At 57.2% G+C, this 22,152-nt stretch carries 25 protein-coding genes and 2 tRNA genes; 17 read left to right on the forward strand and 10 right to left on the reverse strand.

Annotated elements, in window-relative coordinates; genetic code table 11:
• Positions 1–55 precede the first annotated feature (55 nt).
• Genes S7A_RS15020 through hpxZ form a run of 4 tightly spaced genes read left to right on the forward strand, consistent with a single transcriptional unit; the run spans position 56 to position 3,612 of the window.
• Positions 56–1,642: a gamma-glutamyltransferase family protein gene (locus tag S7A_RS15020; protein WP_009091923.1), complete on the forward strand. Its 1,587-nt coding sequence runs from the start codon at positions 56–58 to the stop codon at positions 1,640–1,642.
• A 13-nt stretch (positions 1,643–1,655) separates the two neighbouring features.
• Positions 1,656–1,838 (forward strand): oxalurate catabolism protein HpxX, encoded by a 183-nt coding sequence (hpxX, locus tag S7A_RS15025; protein ID WP_009091925.1) that lies wholly within the window; start codon positions 1,656–1,658, stop codon positions 1,836–1,838.
• Entirely contained in the window at positions 1,835–3,232 is a 1,398-nt protein-coding gene (locus S7A_RS15030; RefSeq protein ID WP_009091926.1) for an AtzE family amidohydrolase, read from the forward strand. Before hpxX ends, S7A_RS15030 begins: the two co-directional genes overlap by 4 nt.
• Complete coding sequence (hpxZ, locus tag S7A_RS15035; RefSeq protein ID WP_009091928.1) at positions 3,232–3,612, forward strand: oxalurate catabolism protein HpxZ; 381 nt, start codon at positions 3,232–3,234, stop codon at positions 3,610–3,612. The genes S7A_RS15030 and hpxZ overlap by 1 nt, the downstream gene beginning before the upstream one ends.
• A 51-nt stretch (positions 3,613–3,663) precedes the next feature.
• On the opposite strand, the gene puuE is transcribed toward hpxZ, so the two are convergent.
• Genes puuE through S7A_RS15050 form a run of 3 tightly spaced genes read right to left on the reverse strand, consistent with a single transcriptional unit; the run spans position 3,664 to position 6,102 of the window.
• Positions 3,664–4,617 (reverse strand): allantoinase PuuE, encoded by a 954-nt coding sequence (puuE, locus tag S7A_RS15040; protein WP_009091930.1) that lies wholly within the window; start codon positions 4,615–4,617, stop codon positions 3,664–3,666.
• A 34-nt stretch (positions 4,618–4,651) separates the two neighbouring features.
• A complete protein-coding gene (gene hpxA / locus S7A_RS15045) occupies positions 4,652–5,383 on the reverse strand; it encodes an allantoin racemase (RefSeq protein ID WP_009091932.1) in 732 nt (243 codons plus the stop codon).
• Entirely contained in the window at positions 5,380–6,102 is a 723-nt protein-coding gene (locus S7A_RS15050; RefSeq protein WP_009091934.1) for a GntR family transcriptional regulator, read from the reverse strand. The genes hpxA and S7A_RS15050 overlap by 4 nt, the downstream gene beginning before the upstream one ends.
• Before the next feature lie 144 nt (positions 6,103–6,246).
• Here S7A_RS15050 and S7A_RS15055 point away from each other — a divergent pair, with 144 nt between their 5' ends.
• Positions 6,247–7,740, forward strand: a complete 1,494-nt coding sequence (locus S7A_RS15055) for an NCS1 family nucleobase:cation symporter-1 (protein WP_009091936.1) — start codon at positions 6,247–6,249, stop codon at positions 7,738–7,740.
• A gap of 64 nt (positions 7,741–7,804) precedes the next feature.
• Here S7A_RS15055 and S7A_RS15060 read toward each other — a convergent pair.
• Together S7A_RS15060 and dnaQ are read right to left on the reverse strand one after the other, a co-directional pair.
• Positions 7,805–7,881, reverse strand: a tRNA-Asp gene (locus tag S7A_RS15060).
• Positions 7,882–8,015: 134 nt separating this feature from the next.
• Positions 8,016–8,747 (reverse strand): DNA polymerase III subunit epsilon, encoded by a 732-nt coding sequence (gene dnaQ / locus S7A_RS15065; protein WP_009091938.1) that lies wholly within the window; start codon positions 8,745–8,747, stop codon positions 8,016–8,018.
• A 51-nt stretch (positions 8,748–8,798) separates the two neighbouring features.
• Between dnaQ and rnhA the strand changes: the two genes are divergently transcribed.
• A complete protein-coding gene (gene rnhA / locus S7A_RS15070) occupies positions 8,799–9,266 on the forward strand; it encodes a ribonuclease HI (protein WP_009091940.1) in 468 nt (155 codons plus the stop codon).
• Here the strand turns inward: rnhA and S7A_RS15075 are convergent.
• Positions 9,248–9,985 carry a class I SAM-dependent methyltransferase gene (locus tag S7A_RS15075; RefSeq protein ID WP_009091942.1) on the reverse strand — a complete coding sequence of 246 codons (738 nt, stop codon included), beginning with the start codon at positions 9,983–9,985 and terminating at the stop codon, positions 9,248–9,250. The two genes, rnhA and S7A_RS15075, sit on opposite strands and share 19 nt — an antisense overlap.
• Positions 9,986–10,028: 43 nt before the next feature.
• Here S7A_RS15075 and gloB point away from each other — a divergent pair, with 43 nt between their 5' ends.
• Both gloB and mltD read left to right on the forward strand, forming a co-directional pair.
• On the forward strand, positions 10,029–10,784 hold the full coding sequence (gene gloB, locus S7A_RS15080) for a hydroxyacylglutathione hydrolase (protein ID WP_009091944.1): 756 nt from the start codon (positions 10,029–10,031) through the stop codon (positions 10,782–10,784).
• A gap of 71 nt (positions 10,785–10,855) precedes the next feature.
• A complete protein-coding gene (gene mltD / locus S7A_RS15085; protein WP_033736400.1) occupies positions 10,856–12,232 on the forward strand; it encodes a murein transglycosylase D in 1,377 nt (458 codons plus the stop codon).
• 73 nt (positions 12,233–12,305) lie between these two features.
• On the opposite strand, the gene S7A_RS15090 is transcribed toward mltD, so the two are convergent.
• A complete protein-coding gene (locus S7A_RS15090) occupies positions 12,306–13,121 on the reverse strand; it encodes an endonuclease/exonuclease/phosphatase family protein (RefSeq protein ID WP_033736606.1) in 816 nt (271 codons plus the stop codon).
• A gap of 256 nt (positions 13,122–13,377) precedes the next feature.
• Between S7A_RS15090 and yafC the strand changes: the two genes are divergently transcribed.
• Positions 13,378–14,280 (forward strand): DNA-binding transcriptional regulator YafC, encoded by a 903-nt coding sequence (gene yafC / locus S7A_RS15095; RefSeq protein ID WP_009091951.1) that lies wholly within the window; start codon positions 13,378–13,380, stop codon positions 14,278–14,280.
• A gap of 108 nt (positions 14,281–14,388) precedes the next feature.
• Here yafC and S7A_RS15100 read toward each other — a convergent pair.
• A tRNA-Asp gene (locus S7A_RS15100) sits at positions 14,389–14,465 on the reverse strand.
• 191 nt (positions 14,466–14,656) lie between these two features.
• Positions 14,657–15,217: a D-glycero-beta-D-manno-heptose 1,7-bisphosphate 7-phosphatase gene (gene gmhB / locus S7A_RS15105; RefSeq protein ID WP_009091953.1), complete on the reverse strand. Its 561-nt coding sequence runs from the start codon at positions 15,215–15,217 to the stop codon at positions 14,657–14,659.
• A 189-nt stretch (positions 15,218–15,406) separates the two neighbouring features.
• On the opposite strand from gmhB, the gene metN reads away from it, so the two are divergent.
• From metN to proS, 6 genes are all read left to right on the forward strand, one after another.
• Positions 15,407–16,438, forward strand: coding sequence for a methionine ABC transporter ATP-binding protein MetN (metN, locus tag S7A_RS15110; protein ID WP_009091956.1), 1,032 nt, complete (start codon positions 15,407–15,409; stop codon positions 16,436–16,438).
• The gene (locus tag S7A_RS15115) at positions 16,431–17,084 is read left to right on the forward strand and encodes a methionine ABC transporter permease MetI (protein ID WP_009091958.1); all 654 of its coding nucleotides are present in this window, start codon (positions 16,431–16,433) and stop codon (positions 17,082–17,084) included. The genes metN and S7A_RS15115 overlap by 8 nt, the downstream gene beginning before the upstream one ends.
• Before the next feature lie 31 nt (positions 17,085–17,115).
• Entirely contained in the window at positions 17,116–17,931 is an 816-nt protein-coding gene (locus tag S7A_RS15120) for a MetQ/NlpA family lipoprotein (RefSeq protein ID WP_009091959.1), read from the forward strand.
• A 128-nt stretch (positions 17,932–18,059) separates the two neighbouring features.
• A complete protein-coding gene (rcsF, locus tag S7A_RS15125; protein ID WP_009091960.1) occupies positions 18,060–18,458 on the forward strand; it encodes an Rcs stress response system protein RcsF in 399 nt (132 codons plus the stop codon).
• Complete coding sequence (tsaA, locus tag S7A_RS15130; protein WP_009091961.1) at positions 18,455–19,159, forward strand: tRNA (N6-threonylcarbamoyladenosine(37)-N6)-methyltransferase TrmO; 705 nt, start codon at positions 18,455–18,457, stop codon at positions 19,157–19,159. Before rcsF ends, tsaA begins: the two co-directional genes overlap by 4 nt.
• 89 nt (positions 19,160–19,248) lie before the next feature.
• The gene (gene proS / locus S7A_RS15135) at positions 19,249–20,967 is read left to right on the forward strand and encodes a proline--tRNA ligase (protein WP_009091962.1); all 1,719 of its coding nucleotides are present in this window, start codon (positions 19,249–19,251) and stop codon (positions 20,965–20,967) included.
• 80 nt (positions 20,968–21,047) lie between these two features.
• Here the strand turns inward: proS and arfB are convergent, their stop codons facing one another.
• Positions 21,048–21,458 (reverse strand): alternative ribosome rescue aminoacyl-tRNA hydrolase ArfB, encoded by a 411-nt coding sequence (arfB, locus tag S7A_RS15140; protein WP_009091963.1) that lies wholly within the window; start codon positions 21,456–21,458, stop codon positions 21,048–21,050.
• A 217-nt stretch (positions 21,459–21,675) separates the two neighbouring features.
• On the opposite strand from arfB, the gene S7A_RS15145 reads away from it, so the two are divergent.
• Together S7A_RS15145 and rof are read left to right on the forward strand one after the other, a co-directional pair.
• Positions 21,676–21,873 (forward strand): YaeP family protein, encoded by a 198-nt coding sequence (locus S7A_RS15145; RefSeq protein ID WP_009091964.1) that lies wholly within the window; start codon positions 21,676–21,678, stop codon positions 21,871–21,873.
• Complete coding sequence (rof, locus tag S7A_RS15150) at positions 21,863–22,123, forward strand: Rho-binding antiterminator (RefSeq protein WP_009091965.1); 261 nt, start codon at positions 21,863–21,865, stop codon at positions 22,121–22,123. The genes S7A_RS15145 and rof overlap by 11 nt, the downstream gene beginning before the upstream one ends.
• Positions 22,124–22,152: the final 29 nt, after the last annotated feature.

Genomic DNA, 22,152 nt, shown 5'->3' on the forward strand with positions numbered 1-22,152 from the left:
ACTGGAACAGCTCTTGCTTTGCTATCGGTTCTGTTACCCGAAGAACGAGAAAAAGATGATTCAGAGTAATATGGCGCCGATGGGCATGGCGGTGACGCCGCACCATCTGGCGAGTGAGAGCGCGCTGGCGGTGCTGCGTGACGGCGGCAACGCCATCGAAGCGATGGTGGCGGCAGCCGCGACTATCGCCGTGGTTTACCCGCACATGAATGGGCTGGGCGGGGATGGGTTCTGGCTGATCCTGCCACCCGGCGGCGATCCCGTCGCTATCGACGCCAGCGGTGCCGCCGGTTCGCTGGCGCATCCGGATTTCTATGCCGGTCACCCCAGAATCCCTCATCGCGGGCCGAAAGCGGCGCTGACCGTCGCCGGTACGGTCAGCGGCTGGCAGGAGGCGCTGACCCTCGCCGCAGAATCCGGCAGCCCGCTGCTGCCGCTGGCGCGTCTGCTGCGCGATGCGATTCGCTACGCCGCGGACGGTATTCCGGTTACCGCCTCTCAGACCGCCGCCACGACGAACTTCCGCAGTGAGTTACAGCATCAGCCCGGATTCAGCGCCACCTTTATGCCTGATGGCGAGGTGCCGCAGCCTGGCAGCCGTTTTACCCAGCCTGCGCTGGCACAGACCCTGAGCCAGCTTACCGAACAGGGGCTGGACAGCTTCTATCGCGGCCCGCTGGCGCACCATATGGCTGATGAAATGGCCACGCTTGGCATGCCGGTCACCCTGGCCGATCTGCAGCAGCATCGCGCCCGTCGCACCACGCCCCTGCACCTCGCACACAGCGAAGGCGACATCTGGAATATCGCCCCGCCGACCCAGGGCCTCGTCTCACTGGCGATCCTTGGCATTACCGATCGCCTGGAGATGGCCGGGGCTGACGAGGCGCAGACGGTGCACCGCATCGTGGAAGCCACCAAAAAAGCTTTTGCGCTGCGCGACCGGCACATTACCGATCCGCGTTATGTCACCGAAGATGTGCAGGCGCTGCTGGCTGAGGACGCCCTCGCCACCCTCGCCAGCCAGATCAAAGATGGCGAGGCGGCAAACTGGGGCAGCGGCCGCGGGCCGGGCGATACGGTCTGGATGGGTGTGATGGACAGCAGCGGGCTTGCCGTCTCCTTTATTCAGAGCATCTATCACGAGTTTGGCAGCGGGGTCGTCCTGCCTGGCACGGGCATCACCTGGCAGAACCGGGGAGCCGCGTTCAGCCTCGATCCTGAACATCTGCTGGCGCTGGCACCCGGCAAACAGCCCTTCCATACCCTGAACCCCGCCGCCGCACGGCTGAAAGATGGCCGGACGCTGGTTTATGGCGCAATGGGCGGAGATGGTCAGCCGCAGACCCAGGCAGCGATCTTTACCCGCCATGTGATTCAGGGGTTGCCGCTACAGCAGGCGGTCAGTGCACCGCGCTGGCTGCTGGGGCGTACCTGGGGCCAGTCATCAGACTCGCTGAAGCTGGAAGGCCGCATTGCCGACGAAACCGTCGCACAGCTGCGCCAGTGGGGGCACGAGGTAGAACGCCTGCCGGACTTCAGCGAATCCGTGGGTCATGCGGGTGCCATTGTGCGTCACTGCAACGGCATGTTTGAAGGCGCGAGCGATCCGCGCAGTAACGGCAGCGCCGCCGGTTTTTAAACAGGAGTGAATCATGAATGAACATGAGTGGGCCAGCTACATCGGCCATATGGAGCAGATCCTGCAACTGACGCTGGACGATCCCCGCCGCGCCGAGCTGCTGATCCAGCTGTCGCGTATCGCGGAGATGGCCGCACCGCTGATGGCGTTTCCGCTTGATGACCGGCTGGAAGTGGCGGGAGTGTATCAGGCATGAAAACAGGTGACGTTTCGATTCAGACGCTGCAGCAGGCGATCCGCCAGGGTGAGATCAGCGCTCGCGAGGTGGCCGAACAGACGCTGCAGGCGATTGAGCAGCACAACCCGGCGCTGAATGCCTGGACGGAAATCACCGGGCCTCGCATGTTGAAAGAAGCCAGCGCGGTTGATGCGCAGCGGCAGCGCGGTGAGCCCCTGCCCCCGCTGGCGGGCATTCCCTATGCAGTGAAGAACCTGTTTGATGTGGCGGGTCACAGCACGCTGGCAGGGGCCAGGCTGTTCAGCGACCGCCCCGCGGCGCAGGCAGATGCCTTCGCCATCGGCAAACTCCGCCACGCTGGCGCGCTATTATCGGGCATGCTGAACATGGATGCCTACGCCTATGGTTTCACCACCGAGAACAGTCATTACGGCCCGACCCGTAACCCACGCGATTTAAGCCGCGTCGCGGGCGGCTCGTCCGGGGGGTCGGCTGCCGCCGTGGCCGCCGGGCTGGTTCACTTTTCGCTGGGCACCGATACCAACGGCTCAATCCGGGTGCCCGCGTCGCTGTGCGGCATTTTTGGCCTGAAACCCACTTTTGGCCGACTGTCACGCAGCGGCAGCCACCCCTTTGTTGCCAGCCTCGATCATATCGGCCCGCTGGCCCGGCGGGTGGAAGACCTGGCGCTGGTTTATGACCTGCTGCAGGGCGCAGACCCCGCAGATGCGTTTCAGGCCGTCCGGCCGCCAGAGGCCACGCTGCCCGGCCTGTCGCAGGGCAGTGAAGGGCTGCGCTGTGGCGTGCTGGGCGGTTTTTTTGCCCGCTGGTGCGATGAGGACGCCCGCGCGGCGGTGGCCACCGTCGCAGCCGCGCTGGAGGCGCAGGAGGAGGTGGTGATGCCGGAGGCGGAGCTGGCGCGTTCGGCAGCCTTTATCATGACCGCCGCCGAGGGGGGGAATCACTATCTGCCTGCCCTGCGTCAGAAGCCTGAGGTGTTTGAACCTAACTCACGTGAGCGTCTGCTGGCCGGCGCGATGATGCCCGGCGCCTGGTATGTGCAGGCCCAGCGCTTTCGTCGTCATTTCCAGCAGCAGGTGCTGCCGCTGTTTGATCGCTTCGATGTGCTGATCGCCCCGGCAACCCCCTGCAGCGCGATCACCATCGGTCAGCAGACGCTGTCAATTCAGAGTGAATCGCTACCCGCCAAAGCGAGCATGGGCATGCTGACGCAGCCCATCTCCTTCCTGGGACTGCCGGTCTGTACCGTTCCGCTGGCGACCCGAAGCGGCCTGCCGATTGGGTTACAGCTTATCGCCCGCCCGTTTAATGAAGCGGCGGCATTACGTGCCGCCTGGACACTGGAACAACGCGGCATCACCCTGCCGCAAATCACGATGGCAGGAGCCTGATGAACAGAGAGATTAATTTACCGCAGGTGGTCAGCGAGGTGACGGCGCAGTTCTGGCGTTACGAAAAGGCGCTGGTGAGCAATGACGTGGCTGAACTGGATGCGCTTTTCTGGCACGACCCACGCACCGTACGCCTCGGGGCCGGTGAAAATTTGTATGGCATCGATGAGATTCGCGCCTTCCGGGCTGCGCGCCCCGCTGTGGGCCTCGACCGGAGGCTGCGGAATACGGTGATCACCACCTTTGGCGAGGATTATGCGGTCTGCAGCACCGAATTTACCCGTGCCGGCAGTGATAAAATCGGCCGTCAGCAGCAGACCTGGGTTCGCATGCCGCACGGCTGGTGCATTGTGGCCGCCCAGGTCAGTCTGATGAGCTGATTATCGCCGGTGCGTCGCCTGGCCCGAGGGAGGCGACGCACCGGAACCGGCTTAGGGTGCCGGGTGTGTCGCGATCCAGTGATCGGCGATCTGCTGGCGGGTACAGATCCAGACGTCGTCATGCTGCTGAATGTGGTCGAGGAAATTCTGCAGCGCACGGAATTTGCCCGGACGCCCCAGCAGGCGACAGTGCATCCCGATGGACATCATCTTCGGCGCGGTCTCCCCCTCTTCATACAGCACATCGAAGCTGTCACGCAGGTAGGTGAAGAACTGCTCGGCGGTGTTAAATCCCTGCGGCGAGGCAAAGCGCATGTCATTGCACTCCAGGGTGTAGGGAATAATCAGGTGCGGCTTAACCGTGCCATCCTGACAGGTCACCTGCGTCCAGAACGGCAGGTCGTCGCCGTAGTAGTCGCTGTCGTAGCTGAAGCCGCCCTGCTCCACCACCAGCCGGCGCGTGTTCGGGCTGTCACGTCCGGTATACCAGCCGGTTGGGGCTTTCCCAAACAGATCGGTCAGCACATCCACTGCCTGCTGCATATGCTGACGTTCGGTTTTCGCATCCACGCCCTGATAGTGGAGCCAGCGCCAGCCGTGACTGACCACATCGTAGTCCGCCTGTTTAATCGCTTCGACAACCTCCGGGTGACGCGCCAGCGCCATCGCCACGCCAAACACGGTTAACGGCAGACCGCGCTTCTGAAATTCATTGTGAATGCGCCAGAAACCGGCGCGCGAGCCGTACTCATAGAGTGACTCCATCGACATATGACGGTCGGCATAGCTGGCGGCACCGATGATGTCGGAGAGGAACTGCTCGGAGCCGGCGTCACCGTGCAGCACGCTGTTCTCCGCCCCCTCTTCGTAATTCAGGACAAACTGCACCGCCACCCGGGCGTTGTTAGGCCAGGCGGCGTGCGGCGGATGAGCACCATAACCGATCAAATCGCGCGGATAGTTTTTGTTAAAGCTGTACTCTTTCTTCTCTGCAGCGTCAGTCATTACTCGCTTCCTGTCTTCTGTCTGGAAAGTTCCGTTAGTTTAGATGCTGAAACGCACCTGAGAGAGGTTTCTGCAAAGGCCAGGCCAGATCGCCATGTTTGCTGGTGCCAAAGCCAAGCGCCACCAGCGACTCCACCATTTTTACGGCCGCGCCGACGCCATCAATCACCGGCAGACCCAGTTCCTGCGTCAGGGAAGCGGCCAGCGTCGCCATGCCGCCACAGCCGAGCACAATCGCGCCGCTGCCATCTTCCCGTTTGGCCTGGAGGCAACGCTCACGCACTTTTTCCTGTGCCAGTCCGCTGCCATCCTCCAGCGCCAGCACCGGCAGATCGATGGCATGCAGCGCGGCACAGTGATGGGTAAAGCCATACTGCTGCAGAAGATGACGGGCAATCACCAGCGTGCGCGGCAGCGTGGTGACAATCGAAAAGCGCGTCGCCAGCAGCGTGGCGGTGTGCATCGCCGCTTCTGCGATACCGATGACCGGCCCGCTGGCCAGTTCGCGCGCCGCCAGTAATCCCGGGTCGCCAAAACAGGCAATCACATGTCCGCTCACGCCCTGTTCCCGCCCCAGCCTGACCTGCTCCAGCACCCCGATGGCCGCGATCGCCTCATCAAAATGCCCTTCAATGGAAGGCACGCCCTGCGAGGGGGAAACGGCCAGAATGTCGGTGCCGGGTGCGGCAACCGCACGGGCAGCCTGAGCGATGGTTTCGGTCATCGCCAGGCTGGTGTTGGGGTTAATGACCTGAATCAGGCTCATGAGGCCGCTCCTTTGCCCGTGGCAAACAGACGTGAAAAGTCGGGCAGCGTTTCACCGCTGCGCTCAAAGTGCAGGCTGGAAACAATATGCTCAAAATGGTGCTGCAGCGCCTCAGTCAGCGGCTGCAGCGCACGTGCCCGTAACAGGGTCAGCAGATGCGTGTGATCGTCACAGCGGCAGCCGCGCTGCCACGGCGCGCCATAGGCGGCAATCACCAGCGACGAGCGCTGCGTCAGGCTGGTCACCATGCCGGTGAGCACCTGATTACCGGAAATCGCCTGCAGCTGAATATGAAAGGCTGCCGAAAGCCGGATGGCTGCCGGGCCATCATGCGCGGCGTGGGCCTGATTCTCCTGTGCGATAAGCTGTTCCAGCGCCACCAGATGCGGGGGCTGCAGATGGGCCAGCACGGCGTGCAGATTGGCGCACTCCATTAAACTGCGGGTGGCGAAGATCTCCCGTGCCTCTTCAACGCCAGGGGTGGCGACCTGCGCACCACGTTTGGGCGTCAGGGTGACCATTTGCACCGCCGCAAGGCGCTGCAGTACTTTGCGAATGCCGGTGCGGCTTACTCCAAACACGCCGGAGAGCGCCTCTTCCGGCAGTTTACTGCCCGGCGGCAGCTGATGCTCCACGATGGCAGTCATCAGCGCCTGGTAGATCCCTTCATCTTTATCCTGCGTTCTGGCGGCGTCTCGCTGGCCTGTTTTACTTGTCATTACCTGCTCCGGAAGCTCTCTGTACGCCACATATCGTATACGTGAACAGCAAATATTGTATACAGGAAAAGAAATCTGGCCTGAATCCTGCAATACCCCTTTACCAGATTATTCATTTCACTCTCGGGTAGAGGAGCAGGTTTCATGCCAAATCATTCCACGGTGGCCAGCACGGCCTCTGACGCTAACGCCAGTTACAGCCCACGTCTCTGTAACGACGATCTGGCGCCCACCCGCGACCAGAACTGGTCGTGGTACAACATTTTTTCGTTCTGGATGTCAGATGTCCACAGCATGGGCGGCTATGTGGTGGCGGCCAGCTTCTTCACGCTGGGATTAGCCAGCTGGCAGGTGCTGCTCTGCCTGCTGGCCGGAATCTGCATCGTGCAGATCTGTGCCAATCTGGTGGCAAAACCAAGCCAGATGGCAGGCGTTCCCTATGCGGTGATCTGCCGTCAGGCGTTTGGCGTGTTTGGCGCGAATATTCCGGCGGTCATCCGCGGGCTGATCGCTTTTGCCTGGTATGGCATCCAGACCTACCTGGCGGCGAACGCGCTGATGCTGGTTCTGCTGAAGTTCGCCCCGTCACTGAACTCAATGACCGAGCCACACTGGCTTGGCCTGTCGCTGCTGGGCTGGTGCTGCTTTGGCGTGATGTGGCTGCTGCAGGCGATGGTCTTCTGGCATGGCATGAGCGCCATCAAACGGTTTATCGATGTGGCAGGTCCGGCTGTCTATGTGGTGATGGTGGCGCTGGCGGGCTGGATTGTATACAAGACCGGTTTTGATGGGATCTCTTTTACCCTCGCCAGTAAATCACTCACCCCGGGCGAGCAGACGTGGCAGATGATTACCGCAACCGCGCTGGTCGTCTCCTACTTCTCCGGGCCGCTGCTGAATTTCGGTGACTTCTCCCGCTACGGCAAAAGCATGTCAGAGATCCGTCGTGGCAACCGCTGGGGCCTGCCGTTTAACTTCCTGCTCTTCTCCGTGGTGACGGTGGTCATCGTGTCGGGCACCCAGTCGCTGTTTGGTAAAATGATCACCGATCCGATCGAGACCGTGAGCATGGTCGGCAACGACCTGGCGGTAGCGATTGGGCTGCTGACGATGATTACCGCCACTATCGGCATCAACATTGTGGCGAACTTTGTCTCACCCGCCTTCGACTTCTCTAACTGTTCACCGCAGAAAATCAGCTTCCGCACCGGCGGGATGATCGCCGCGGTGGGCTCGGTGCTGTTAACGCCGTGGAACCTGTTCCAGTCGCCTGAACTGATTCACTACACCCTGGATGTCCTGGGCTCCTTTATCGGGCCGCTGTTCGGGATTCTGCTGACTGATTTCTACCTGATCAAACGCGGACGCATCTCGGTCGACGACCTGTTTAACGCCACGCCAGCGGGCCGGTACTGGTATCGCGGCGGGTTTAACCCTAAAGCGATCGCCGCGCTGCTGCCGTCGGTGGCCATCTGCCTGGTGATCAGCTTTATCCCTTCCCTGCATCAGGTGGCGAACTTCAGCTGGTTTATCGGAGCCGGTCTGGCGGCAGGCTGCTACCGCTTTATCGCCCGTGAAGAGCGGGAAGCGGCAGACAGTGCGCGCTGGCTGGGTGAGGTCGTGGCGCAGAAAGAGTAACCCGCCACGGAATCGCAGACAGCAAAAAGCCGATTCATTTCTGAATCGGCTTTTTTAAAGAGATTGGCGGAACGGACGGGGCTCGAACCCGCGACCCCCTGCGTGACAGGCAGGTATTCTAACCAACTGAACTACCGCTCCGCGCTTTGTTCCCCGTCGAGAACGAGGCGCATAGTAATGGCAGGCCGTTGCGGCGTCAACGCTTTTTCCTGACGACGCGATCGTTTGCCGTTTTTTTCAGCTCGCCGTTGATTTTATCCACAAATTTCCGTCATTCAGCCGCGCCACAGGCAGCTGCCGCCCTTTTTCATGACCAGATCCAGCCGTGACTCATGGGCAACGATCTCCTCGTCGCTGGCCGTCACCACGCGCAGTGCCGAAGCGGGACGTACGATGCGCTGAATGCTCTCGCCCTGCGCCTGACGGGCGCTTTCACTTTCGGATAAAAACGACAGTGAGGTCTGCCCGCCGGTCATGGTCAGGAACACGTCCGCCAGGATCTCGGCATCGAGCAGTGCGCCGTGCAGCGTTCGCTTGCTGTTGTCTATCTCATAACGCGAGCAGAGCGCATCCAGGCTGTTACGCTTGCCGGGAAACATGCGCCGCGCCAGCGCCAGGCTGTCGGTTACTTTGCAGAAGGTTTCGGTTTTCTCAATGCCCCGATTCAGCTTTGAGAACTCATAATCCATAAAGCCGATATCGAACGGCGCGTTATGGATCACCAGCTCGGCGCCGCGGATATAGTCGAGAAACTCATCCGCAATCTCGCTGAACATCGGTTTGTCGGCAAGGAACTCATCTGCAATCCCGTGAACGCCGAAGGCTTCCGGATCGACCAGCCGATCGGGCTTCAGGTACATATGGAAGTTGTTACCGGTCAGGCGACGGTTAATCACCTCGACCGCACCAATCTCAATGATGCGGTGCCCCTCATAATGGACCCCGATCATGTTCATGCCGGTGGTTTCAGTATCGAGTACGATCTGGCGGTTATTTGCAGTGCTCATAAGACCCGTTTTATGTCAGACTTGACGTTTTTGAGAGGAAGTCTACCAGAGATGCGCAAACAGGTAGAAATATTCACCGATGGATCCTGTCTTGGAAATCCCGGTCCCGGCGGTTACGGGGCGATTTTACGTTATGGCCAGCATGAGAAAACCTTCAGCGCGGGCTATCGCCTCACCACCAATAACCGGATGGAACTGATGGCGGCCATTATTTCGCTTGAAGCGCTGACGCAGCCCTGCGATGTGGTGCTCAGTACTGACAGCCAGTATGTGCGTCAGGGAATTACCAGCTGGATCCATAACTGGAAAAAACGCGGCTGGAAAACCGCGGATAAAAAACCGGTGAAGAACGTCGACCTCTGGCAGCGTCTCGACCAGGCCCTCAGCACCCACAAGATTCAGTGGGAGTGGGTTAAAGGCCACGCGGGACATCCCGAGAATGAGCGCTGCGACGTGCTGGCCCGCAGCGCGGCGGAAAATCCCGCCTTTGAAGATATCGGTTACAAGAGCGAGTCCTGATCGTCTGCCTGCCGGAACTGGCGGGTAGCATTGACGGTCTGGCGGATCTGGCTGGGACTCATGCTCTTCTTCGCCCGTGTCGGCAACAGCGGGAAGGTGCGTTTACGTGCCACGACAATATTCAGGCACCCCAGCGCCGGTAAGTGGGCGCTGATCAGTTTCCCCCCCTGCCGATGCCACGGCACCACCTGAAACCGGGTGCGGTAAACCACCTCATAGTTCAGCAGGCTCAGCCAGTCGAGCAGACGCATCTGGCTGAACATCCGTCCGCTCCAGGGCGCCTTACGGCCTAACCCCGGAATCATTTTCGTGACCCCGAGCAGGCTGAAGGGATTGAAGCCGCTGATGATCATCCAGCCGTCGTCAATGAGTACCCTGTCCACTTCCCGCAACACCCGATGCGGGTCCTGGCTCCAGGCCAGCGTATGCGCCAGCAGACAGGCATCAATCGACTTCGACTCAAAGGGAAGCTGCAGGGGGTCAGCCAGCACCTGTAACAGCTCGCCCTCGCTGCCCACGTTGACCTGATGTGAAATAGCACAGTGTTCGGTGTTGATTTCTGCGCTGAGGTTGCCAAGCTTAAGCATATGAAAGCCATAAAGCTTTCCGAGGTAAGGCTGAAGCTGCTGGGTCAGCGCGTCGCGGAAATAGTCTCCCCACGGCATATCGCGCCACGATAGCGGAGCGTTCAGAATCTGGCGTGTTGTCGCGGGCTTCATGCTTTACGCTCTTCCTTATTCCTACGACCTGCTAGAGGTGATGATGAATCTTACCAGTATTCCTGCGTTGCAGGACAACTACATCTGGACGCTGAATAATGATGAAGGTCAGTGTCTGATTGTCGATCCCGGTGAAGCTCAGCCGGTATTAGAAAAAATGGCCTCTAACGGCTGGCAGCCGGTGGCGATTCTGTTAACTCACCACCACAACGACCATACGGGTGGGGTGAAAACACTGTGTGAGCATTTCCCGGCGCTCGAAGTTTACGGCCCGCAGGAAACGGTCGCCAAAGGAGCCAGAACGGTGGTCAGCGAGGGCGATCAGGTAACGGTTCTCGGCCTGACGTTCGAGGTGATTCATACCCCTGGTCACACTTTAGGACATATCTCATATTACAGCTCACCTTATCTTTTCTGTGGCGACACACTCTTTTCGGGTGGCTGCGGACGTCTTTTCGAAGGCACAGCAGAGCAGATGTATGAATCCTTTCAAAAGCTTAATCAGCTTCCGGATGAAACGATGGTCTGCTGCGCGCATGAATATACTTTATCTAACCTGAAGTTTGCTGCGGCTATTCTGCCCCATGACCCGCAAATAATGGCCGAATATCAGAAAATTAAGGACTTACGCGCCGAAAATGGCATTAGTCTGCCCACAAAACTGGGGCACGAACGGTCAATAAATTTATTTCTCCGCACGCAAGATATTGATTTGCAAAGGGCGTTAAACGTTAACGTGAATGATGAACCGGTATGGCACACATTTGCCGTTCTACGCGAGAAGAAAGACGCTTTTTGATTTTTCGGGTTGTGTTGTGAAAAGTCGTCACGTATAGTTGCTCGTCTTTTAAGCGAACTATTGACACACACATGAAGGCTAAAGCGATCTTACTCGCCTCAGTCTTGCTGGTAGGATGTCAGGCGTCGAGGAACGATGCCAATATCCCCGAACAGCATGCACAGAGCCTGTCTTCAGCTGGTCAAGGTGAAAATGGAAAGTACGGAGACGAGTTTTTGTCGCCGCGATGGCAGGAAGATGGAACTGGCCTCGCAGCAGACGCAGATCTCTGGAGTTTCATTAGTGACGAGTTGAAGATGGGGATTCCGGAAAACCCGGCAATCCGCGAACAAAAAAGTAAATTTTTAAAAAATAAGAGCTATCTCCACGATGTAACATTACGGGCAGAGCCGTACATGTACTGGATAGTCGAGCAGATACAGAAACGTAAAATGCCGATGGAACTGGTACTGCTACCCATAGTGGAGAGCGCTTTTGACCCTCGCGCAACCTCATCCGCCAATGCCGCTGGTATCTGGCAGATAGTTGCCTCAACGGGTCGAAATTATGGACTGAAACAGAACCAGTATTACGATGGGCGACGGGATGTTGTCGCATCCACACGGGTTGCGCTGGATATGATGCAGCGTCTTAACACCATGTTTGACGGTGACTGGTTATTAACCATTGCCGCATACAACAGTGGTGAAGGACGTGTACTCAAAGCGATAAAACAGAATAAGGCGCGCGGTAAGCCGACTGACTTCTGGCACTTATCGCTGCCACGCGAAACCACGGTGTATGTGCCGAAAATGTTAGCTCTGAGTGAACTGCTCAAACATAACAAGCGTTACGGTATCAAACTGCCGACACCCAACGAAAGTCGTGCACTGGCACGGGTGGAAGTGGGTCAGCAGATACAGCTGACGCAGGCTGCCGAAATGGCAGGTATGTCGCTCACGAAACTGAAGAGCTTCAATACCGGCTACAAAGGCGGTGCAACCGCGCCAAACGGCCCGCACTATATTATGGTGCCGAAGTCGAACGTCGCCAGACTGCGTAACTCACTGGCGTCCGGTGACATCGCAGCGGTACAGCCAACTCAGCTTGCGAAAGCGAGTGCGAGCGGCGGGTACAAGGTGCGACGGGGTGATACGCTCTCGGGTATCGCCGCGAAGCTTGGCGTTAGCGTCTCCACACTGAAGCAGGATAATAACCTGCGCGGTGCCGATATCCGACCGGGTCAGACGCTGACTATCGGTTCGAATGGCACCCGACTGGCTGATAACGGCAACAGCATCACCTATCGTGTTCGTAAGGGTGATTCTCTTGACAGTATTGCACGGCATCACGGCGTCAATATTAAAGACGTGATGCGCTGGAACAGTGTGCTGGACAGCGCGAAAGATATTCAACCCGGCGATAATTTAACGCTGTTTGTGAATAATAACGCGACACCTGATACCTGATACGTTGAAAAGGCTGACAATTGTCAGCCTTTTTCTTTTATTCATCCGCAGCCGTCTGCGCTGTACCCTCGCTTTACTCTTTTCTGTCTGCCCCGGACTCCCGTCCTGAACTGAACTCCACCAGTAAAGGATTATGGTCGGAAGCCCGCGTCACCAGCACTGAGGCCTCACTCACCCTGAGATCGCGATAAAAGACAAAATCCAGCGGGCGACCAAACGCTTTACGGCGGTGGTCGGCAGTGAACATCACCTCTTCCAGCTTCATGCGCTGGGCAAAGCGGTAGAGCGCGTTAATGCGCTGACGGCTCCAGGCATTAAAGTCCCCGGCCATGATCACCGGACCGCGATGATGCATAATCTGCTCCCCTATCGGGCCCAGCTGTTTGCTGTAGACGTCGACGCCCAGGCTGAAGTTAACGGCGTGGATATTCACGACCATCAGCATTTCACCGGTGGGCAGAGGATAGGCCGTGACCAGTGCCGATTTAGCCAGCCTCAGCAGCGGCTCACGCTCACGCAGCGGGCAACAGTAGACCGGATGAGCAGAAGCGAGCGTCATCACGCCAGAGGGGTGCTGAGGCAGCACAAAGGCGGGAACCTGATCGGCAGCCAGATAATTACTCGTCGCAAACCGTACCAGCTCCGGCGTTGTCTGCGCCTCCTGAAGTAAAACCAGGTGCGCGTCCTTACCAAACCCCTCCAGCACCGACATCCAGTCTGCACGCTGCTGCTTGAAGATGTTCCACACCAGAACCTTAAGATTCGGATGCGCGGGCAAGGGAGCGCCGGGTGGCAGTGCCTGACCGAGATGGAGCATCGCACCCGGTGGAAAGATCTGTTCCACAGGTTGTCCCGCCACATATCGCATTGCATAAGTTTTTTTGCGCACTTTCCCGCCTGGCTGATGATTCAAAAACAGATAACACCTGTCTGTTATAGGGATTTTAGACCGGGGTTTCAATGGATGCAGGTCAATGTCAGAATTCAGCACCCTTTTCCAGAATAAAACAGCGCCTTTGCAGGCGTTGAACAAAACGCGGGGAGGCATGATTCGTGCGGTCATTGCTGACCAGACTTCTATACTGGAACCACAGCACTATCGGCCACCGCGTCGCGCCATCGCCACGTCCATGCAGGGAGGTTAAATGAAGGCATCTTCTGACGAACTGAAAGTGTTTGTCAGCGTAGTAGAAAGCGGAAGTTTCAGTCGCGCTGCTGAACAGCTGCAGATGGCGAACTCAGCCGTCAGCAGAACGATTAAAAAGCTGGAGAACAAGCTGGGCATCGCCCTGCTCACCCGCACCACCCGGCAGCTGGCACTGACGCAGGAGGGAGAGCGTTATTTCCGTCATGTTCAGCGCTTTTTGCAGGAGATGACGACGGCGGAGAGCGACCTGATTGAGAGCCTGCAGGAGCCAAAAGGCCTTTTGCGCGTTGATGCCGCGACGCCGGTAATTCTGCATTTGCTGATGCCGATGATTAAGCCTTTCCGTGCCCGCTATCCAGGGGTGAGGCTTTCGTTAATCTCCTCGGAAAGTTTTATCAATCTCATCGAGCGAAAAGTGGATATCGCTATCCGCGCCGGTAATCTGACTGACTCTACCCTGCGCGCCCGTCTGCTGTTTAACAGCTTTCGTAAACTGGTTGCGTCGCCCGCCTATCTTCGGGAGCATGGCGTGCCGCACACCGTGGCTGAGCTTGATCGTCATCACTGCCTGGGCTTTGAGGACTCGCCCCGGCTTAATCGCTGGCCCGTCGCCCGTGACAGCGGTGAGCTCTATGATATCGACTGGGCTCTATCCTCCAACAGCGGAGAGACGATTAAACAGCTCTGTCTCACAGGTAATGGTATCGCCTGTCTGTCGGAATATATGATCGATCGTGAAATTGCCGAGGGAACGCTGGTTGAAGTGCTGGCAGATCAACGCCTGCCGGTCGAGATGCCGTTCAATGCGGTTTATTACAGTGATACTGGCGTCAGCCAGCGTGTGCGCGCTTTTATTGACTTCCTCAGCGAGTGGAGTGCTGAACAACCGTGGCGCATCTGAGATGCGCCCAGGTCCGGTGAGGATGCCTGCGTTCAGGGAGGGCTTTCCGGGCAGTATTTGCTGCAATGGAAAAAGCCCTGACCGTTAAGTCAGGGCTTTCCAATTAAGTGGCGGAACGGACGGGGCTCGAACCCGCGACCCCCTGCGTGACAGGCAGGTATTCTAACCAACTGAACTACCGCTCCACCGGTTCTTTCACAGCTGTCAGCAGATGGCTGATAGCTGTTTGTTCCTGTTGTTTTCCTTGTCAGGGGAAAAGGAACTAATTTGATGCCTGGCAGTTCCCTACTCTCGCATGGGGAGAGCGGTTCAGATAGCGCAAGTGCAAATTAAGACTTTTTTTCCGTTCGTCTGAAATTTGCACAAAAGCGCCCTTTTATGCCTGTTTAATGCGCGCTGGCAGTGCGGCCAGGCTATCGATGACCCAGTCAGCGGCGGCTTCCCCTTCAGCGGTCACCGGTTTACCGCTACGTACCAGGACTTTGGTACCGACACCGGCAGCCTGCCCTGCCAGCATATCCTCCAGCTTGTCACCCACCATATAAGAAGCCGCCATATCAATATTCAGCTCTTGCTGAGCCATCACGAGCATACCCGGCTGAGGTTTACGACAGTCGCACGCCTGACGATACTCTGCAACGGCGGCGTCGGGATGGTGCGGGCAGAAATAGATGCCGTCCAGATCAACGTCGCGATCGGCCAGCGACCAGTCCATCCATTCGGTGAGCTGCATAAAGGTGTCTTCAGTAAACATACCGCGCGCGATGCCAGACTGATTGGTCACGACCACCAGCGCATACCCCATCGCCTTCAGTTGCTGCAGCGCTTCAATGGTGCCGTCAATAAACTGAAAGTTATCGATCTCATGGACATAGCCATTATCGACATTAAGGGTGCCATCTCGATCAAGAAAAATAGCGGGGACTTTATTCGCCACGTAGAAACTCCTGCTGTAAAAATTGCCGATCAGTATCGCATGATTGCTGTGAAAGGGAGAATGTCAGATTGAATCACTTCCATTGATTCAGACGTCTGGATGCCTTACCATCCATCCAGCTTTTACCCTTAATAAAAGCAACGAGGCTTCCCACACCACGGACAACGCAACACGATAATAAATAACCTAATGATTAAACTCGAAAATATCACCAAAGTGTTCCAGCAGGGTACGCGCACCATTTCGGCGTTGAAGGACGTCAGCCTGCACGTGCCTGCCGGACAGATTTATGGCGTTATCGGCGCTTCCGGTGCCGGTAAAAGTACGCTGATTCGGTGCGTTAACCTGCTGGAACGTCCGACATCAGGCCGTGTGCTGGTCGACGGTGCTGACCTGACCGCACTCAGCGAACGTCAGCTGACTCAGGCCCGTCGTCAGATTGGCATGATCTTCCAGCACTTCAACCTGATGACCTCCCGGACCGTCGCGGGTAATGTCTCCCTGCCGCTGGAGCTGGGAAATCTCTCCCGTGAACAGATCAACGCTCGCGTTAAGGAACTGCTGGAACTGGTGGGATTAGCCGATAAGCACGATGCCTGGCCTGCGAACCTGTCGGGTGGACAGAAGCAGCGTGTCGCGATTGCCCGTGCGCTGGCCAGCAATCCAAAAGTGCTGCTGTGTGATGAAGCCACCAGCGCTCTGGACCCGGCGACAACCCGTTCTATTCTGGAGCTGCTGAAGGACATTAACCGCCGGCTGGGCCTGACGATTCTGCTCATCACCCATGAAATGGATGTGGTGAAGCGCATCTGCGACCAGGTGGCTGTCATCAGTCAGGGTGAGCTGATTGAGAAAGATAGCGTCAGTGAGGTCTTCTCGCATCCTAAGACACCGCTGGCTCAGCAGTTCATTCAGTCTACCCTGCATCTGGATATCCCGGATGATTATCAGCAGCGCCTGTCAGCCACTGCCGCTGAGAACAGCGTGCCCTTGCTGCGACTGGAATTTACCGGTAAATCGGTTGACGCCCCGCTGCTTTCCGAAGCCGCACGGCGTTATAACGTGAATAACAACATTATCAGTGCGCAGATGGATTACGCCGGCGGCGTGAAGTTCGGCATTATGCTGGCCGAAATGCACGGCACTGAAAGCGATACCCGCGAGGCGATAGTCTGGCTGCAGGAGAATCATGTGAAAGTAGAGGTGCTGGGTTATGTCTGAAGCGATGATGTGGTTGCTGGGACGGGGCGTGTGGGAAACGCTGATGATGACCTTTGTCTCCGGCTTTTTTGGTTTTGTACTGGGTCTGCCAGTCGGCGTTCTGCTTTATGTCACCCGTCCGGGACAGATTCTGCAGAATCAGGGGCTCTATCGCGTGCTCTCCGCGCTGGTGAATATTTTCCGCTCCATTCCGTTCATTATCTTACTGGTCTGGATGATTCCTTTTACCCGCGTGATCGTCGGCACCTCCATCGGACTGCAGGCGGCAATCGTCCCGCTGACCGTTGGCGCCGCCCCCTTTATCGCCCGTATGGTGGAAAATGCCCTGCTGGAACTGCCTACCGGCCTGATTGAAGCGTCACGTGCCATGGGTGCCACGCCGATGCAGATCGTTCGCAAGGTGCTGCTGCCGGAAGCGATGCCGGGTCTGGTGAACGCCGCGACAATCACCCTGATTACCCTGGTAGGTTACTCTGCCATGGGCGGCGCGGTCGGCGCCGGTGGTCTGGGTCAGATCGGTTATCAGTATGGTTATATCGGATATAACGCCACCGTGATGAATACGGTATTGGTGTTGTTAGTGGTTTTGGTGTATCTCATTCAGTTCTGTGGCGACCGCATCGTACGTGCTGTGTCCCATAAGTAAGCCAGCAATATCACATTATTAAGGAAAGGATATGTCTTTCAAATTCAAAAAAATTGCCGCTGTGGGTGCACTGATTGGCGCGATTGCGCTGGCAGGATGCGATCAAAAAGAGAAAGATGCGAACCACATCAAAGTGGGCGTGATTGTCGGCGCTGAACAGCAGGTTGCTGAAGCCGCGCAGAAAGTCGCGAAAGAGAAGTATGGTCTGGACGTTGAGCTGGTCACCTTCAACGATTACGTTCTGCCGAATGAGGCACTGAGCAAAGGCGATATCGACGTTAACGCCTTCCAGCACAAACCTTATCTGGATCAGCAGATCAAAGATCGTGGCTACAAACTGGTTTCCGTCGGCAACTCTTTCGTTTACCCGATTGCGGGCTACTCGAAAAAGATCAAATCGCTGGATGAGTTGCAGGATGGCGCTCAGATCGCGATTCCAAACGATCCGACTAACCTGGGACGTTCGCTGCTGCTGCTGCAGAAAGCCGGCCTGATTAAACTGAAAGAGGGCACAGGCCTGCTGCCAACCTCGCTGGATATCACTGAGAATCCAAAGCATCTGAAAATTGTTGAGCTGGAAGCGCCACAGCTGCCCCGCTCACTGGACGATCAGCAGATCGCCCTGGCGGTCATCAATACCACCTATGCCAGCCAGATCGGCCTGACCCCGACTAAAGATGGGATTTTCGTCGAAGATAAAGATTCACCTTATGTGAACCTGATTGTCGCGCGCGAAGATAACAAAGATGCGGAAAACGTGAAGAAGTTCGTTCAGGCTTACCAGTCTGACGAAGTTAACGAAGCCGCCAACAAAGTCTTTAACGGCGGTGCAGTTAAAGGCTGGTAAGTCAGCCAACATTCTCCCCGGGGGCGGCGCTATGCCGCCCTTTCTGTTACGGCCTGCCCTGCCCGACTTGTTATTTATTCCTGTCCTTGTTTCAATAACGCCACTTTTGGAAACCTGAGGATGTTGCCATGCGTTTTTTACCGCTCGGCTTGTTAGCATTGATGCTGACAGGGTGTGTTCATGAGTATCACCCGATAACCAGCGCACCGTCCAGGCCGCAGCACTCCACTGAACCGACCCGCAAACCCGCTGCCCGCCCCGCACCGGTTAAGCTCTACACGGATGCCGCCGATCTGGTCAGCAAACCGTTCCGCGATCTGGGTGAAGTCTCTGCTGAAGATTGCCAGATCAGCAATCAGAACTCGCCCGCTAACATCGCCACGGCCCGTAAACGTCTGCAGATCCGGGCGTCACAGATGAAAGCCAATGCGGTGCTGCTGCACAAGTGTGAAATCGTGACGGGTACGCCAGGGTGCTACCGTCAGGCAGTGTGTCAGGGCTCGGCATTGAAAGTCAGCAATCAATGAGTGAATTCACCTTTGCGCAGATTGGGGTCATCCGCTCGCCGTGGAAAGAGAAGTTTGCCGTGCCGCGCCAGCCAGGCCTGGTGCAGGATGGCGGCGGAGAGCTGCACCTGCTGCCCCCGTACAATCAGCCGGAAGCGGTTCGCGGACTGGAAGCGTTCAGTCACCTCTGGCTGCTGTTTGTCTTTCATCAGACGATGGCAGGCGGCTGGCGTCCCACGGTTCGCCCTCCCCGACTGGGCGGCAATGCGCGCATGGGTGTCTTTGCAACCCGTTCAACGTTTCGTCCCAACCCGATTGGCATGTCGCTGGTCGAGCTGAAAGAGATCAGGCTTGAGAAGCAGCAGGTGATCCTGCAGCTTGGCAGTCTGGATCTGGTCGATGGCACCCCCATCGTGGATATCAAACCCTATCTGCCTTTTGCCGAAGCGCTGCCCGAAGCCCGGGCGGGATTTGCCCAGGCAGCACCGGCGGCCACAATGCCGGTGCGCTTTTCCGTGCTGGCGCAGGCGCAGCTGCAACAGCATGCCCGCTATCCCCATCTGGCGCGTTTTATCCGTGACGTGCTGGCGCAGGATCCCCGTCCCGCTTACCGTCAGGGCCAGGCAGAGGAGCGGGAATATGCGGCCTGGCTGATGGATTTTAATGTACGCTGGCGCATTGACGATGCCGGGACAGAAGTGATCGCTATCGACCCGCGTTAAAACCCGCTTTTGAGCCAGTGATCTCACTGGTACACTAGCCGCCAGCAAATTTCTGTCTGTGACTTTCCGATCAACTGGAACCGTAATCAATGCGTACTACTCAATATCTGCTCTCTACTCAGAAAGAGACGCCTTCCGACGCCGAAGTGATCAGCCACCAGCTGATGCTGCGCGCCGGTATGATCCGCAAACTGGCTTCTGGCTTGTACACCTGGTTGCCGACCGGGGTTCGCGTGCTGAAAAAAGTCGAAAACATCGTGCGCGAAGAGATGAACAACGCGGGTGCGGTTGAGATTTTAATGCCGGTCGTGCAGCCTGCCGACCTGTGGCAGGAGAGCGGTCGCTGGGAGGAGTATGGCCCGGAGCTGTTACGTATTGCCGACCGCCACGAACGTCCGTTTGTGCTGGGCCCGACGCATGAAGAGGTGGTCACCGACCTGATCCGTAATGAGCTGAGCTCTTATAAGCAGCTGCCACTGAACCTCTATCAGATCCAGACCAAATTCCGTGACGAAGTGCGTCCGCGCTTTGGCGTGATGCGTTCGCGCGAATTCACCATGAAAGATGCCTACTCTTTCCACGTGTCGCAGGAATCGCTGCAGGAAACCTATGATGCGATGTACCGCGCCTACAGCCAGATCTTCAGCCGTATGGGCCTGGATTTCCGTGCCGTACAGGCCGACACCGGCTCTATTGGTGGCAGTGCATCACACGAGTTCCAGGTGCTGGCCCAGAGTGGTGAAGACGATGTGATCTTCTCAACCGATTCTGATTACGCCGCCAACATCGAGCTGGCCGAAGCCGTCGCACCGGCCGGTGAACGCGCTGCGCCGTCGCAGGCAATGCAGCTGGTTGAGACGCCAGACGCAAAAACCATCGCGGAGCTGGTTGAGCAATTTGATGTGCCGGTTGAGAAAACCGTGAAAACGCTGATTGTTAAAGGCGCGGAAGAGAGCGGTCATGCGCTGGTTGCCCTGCTGGTTCGTGGCGATCATCAGCTGAACGAAATCAAAGCAGAGAAGTCAGCTATCGTGGCGTCACCGCTGGTCTTCGCGACTGAAGAAGAGATTCGCGCGGCAGTGGGTGCAGGTCCGGGTTCAATCGGGCCGGTCGGCCTGCAGATGCCGATCATCGCAGACCGTACCGTCGCGAAGATGAGTGACTTCAGCGCCGGTGCTAACGTCGATGGTAAGCACTACTTCGGCATTAACTGGGAGCGCGATCTGCCGCTGGCCAGCGTTGCGGATATCCGTAACGTGGTTGAAGGCGATCTGAGCCCGGATGGCAAAGGCACGCTGCAGATTAAGCGCGGCATCGAAGTGGGTCACATTTTCCAGCTCGGCACGAAATATTCGGACGCGCTGAAAGCCTCTGTTCAGGGCGAAGATGGCCGCAACCAGATAATGAGCATGGGCTGCTACGGTATCGGCATCACCCGTGTTGTCGCCGCGGCGATCGAGCAGAACCATGACGAGCGCGGCATCATCTGGCCGGCGGCACTGGCTCCGTTTGAGGTCGCGATTCTGCCCATGAATATGCAGAAATCCTTCCGGGTGAAAGAGCTGGCGGAAGAGCTGTATGCCACACTGCGCGCGAAAGGCGTCGACGTGATTCTGGATGACCGTAAAGAGCGTCCGGGCGTGATGTTCGCTGATATGGAACTGATCGGTGTGCCACACACCATCGTCATTGGCGATCGCAATCTCGATAATCAGGAGATTGAGTACAAATCACGTCGTGCCGGTGAGAAGCAGATGATTAAGCAGGATGAGATCGTCGATTTCCTGCTGAAGGCGCTGAATAAGTAAGTTCTCAGCGCGGGCTGGAACTCTTCGCGGCCCGCCCCTGAAGGTATAAGCACTCAAACGCCCCGCCTGCGGGGCGTTTTTTATTGCACTCTGCCGCGCATCGCTTTGGTACTGCTGCGGCGCGCTTTTCCTTCCAGTCGTCGCTCTTTTGACGCGCGGGTCGGCCGCGTGGCGCGACGCACTTTTTCGACCGTGCTCAGTTCGCGGATCAGATTGAGCAGCCGTTGCAGCGCGGCTTCGCGATTCATCTCCTGACTGCGGTACTCCTGCGCCTTGATCACCACGACGCCTTCAGCAGTGATCAGATGATGGCTGGCGGTAAGCAGCCGCTCTTTATAGAAGGCAGGCAGTGAAGAGGCGGCAATGTCAAAACGCAGATGGATAGCCGTGCTGGCTTTATTGACATGTTGCCCACCCGCTCCCTGAGCGCGTATCGCCGTCAGCTCAATCTCACTGTCCGGGATCTCAACCGAACGGGACAGCATAATCATCGCTCTCCTCTCCCCTGCTTCATGACCTTTACCTCTGATAACCTGTTCATCAACTTAACCTTTTGTGCGATCCCGCGTTGCGCGGCAGCCAGCGGAATCTGTCACTTTAGCAGTGTTTTACGTGCTGTTCCTGCTTTACGCAGGCTGATTTCCTGCAAATGGCTATGGTATAGTCGCCAGTTAATCAGAGTATCTACGCTCTGCCGAGGAGGATCATGTGCAAAATTATTGTGAGTTAGTTCGCCGCAAATATGCCGAAATCGGTAGCGGAGATTTAGGTTACATACCGGATGCGATTGGCTGCGCATTGAAGGCACTTGATGATATTGCCGCAAATAGTGAGCTAAACTCTTCTGTCAGGGAACAGGCGGCCTACGCCGCTGCTAACTTATTGGTGAGCGACTATGTTGATTAATGAAGCGTACCACCCCATCAATTGCGATGATTACGATAACCTGGAACTCGCCTGTCAGAAAAACTGGATGCTGTCACTGGACATGAAAGATGGCGAGCAGCTGAAGGCAAAGGCGAAAGAGATTTTTTCACGTAAGAACGTGGAATATCTGGCTATCGATCTCTCTGGTGAACATCGCGAGTTACGTCTCGACCACATCGCCAGCTTTACCCATCCTGAGCTGGGCACGGTGGTTGTCAGCGCAGAGTAATTCACTCCTTCCGGGCGGGACATCCCCGC

Source organism: Pantoea sp. Sc1 (genome assembly GCF_000255315.1).
GTDB lineage: Bacteria > Pseudomonadota > Gammaproteobacteria > Enterobacterales > Enterobacteriaceae > Pantoea > Pantoea anthophila.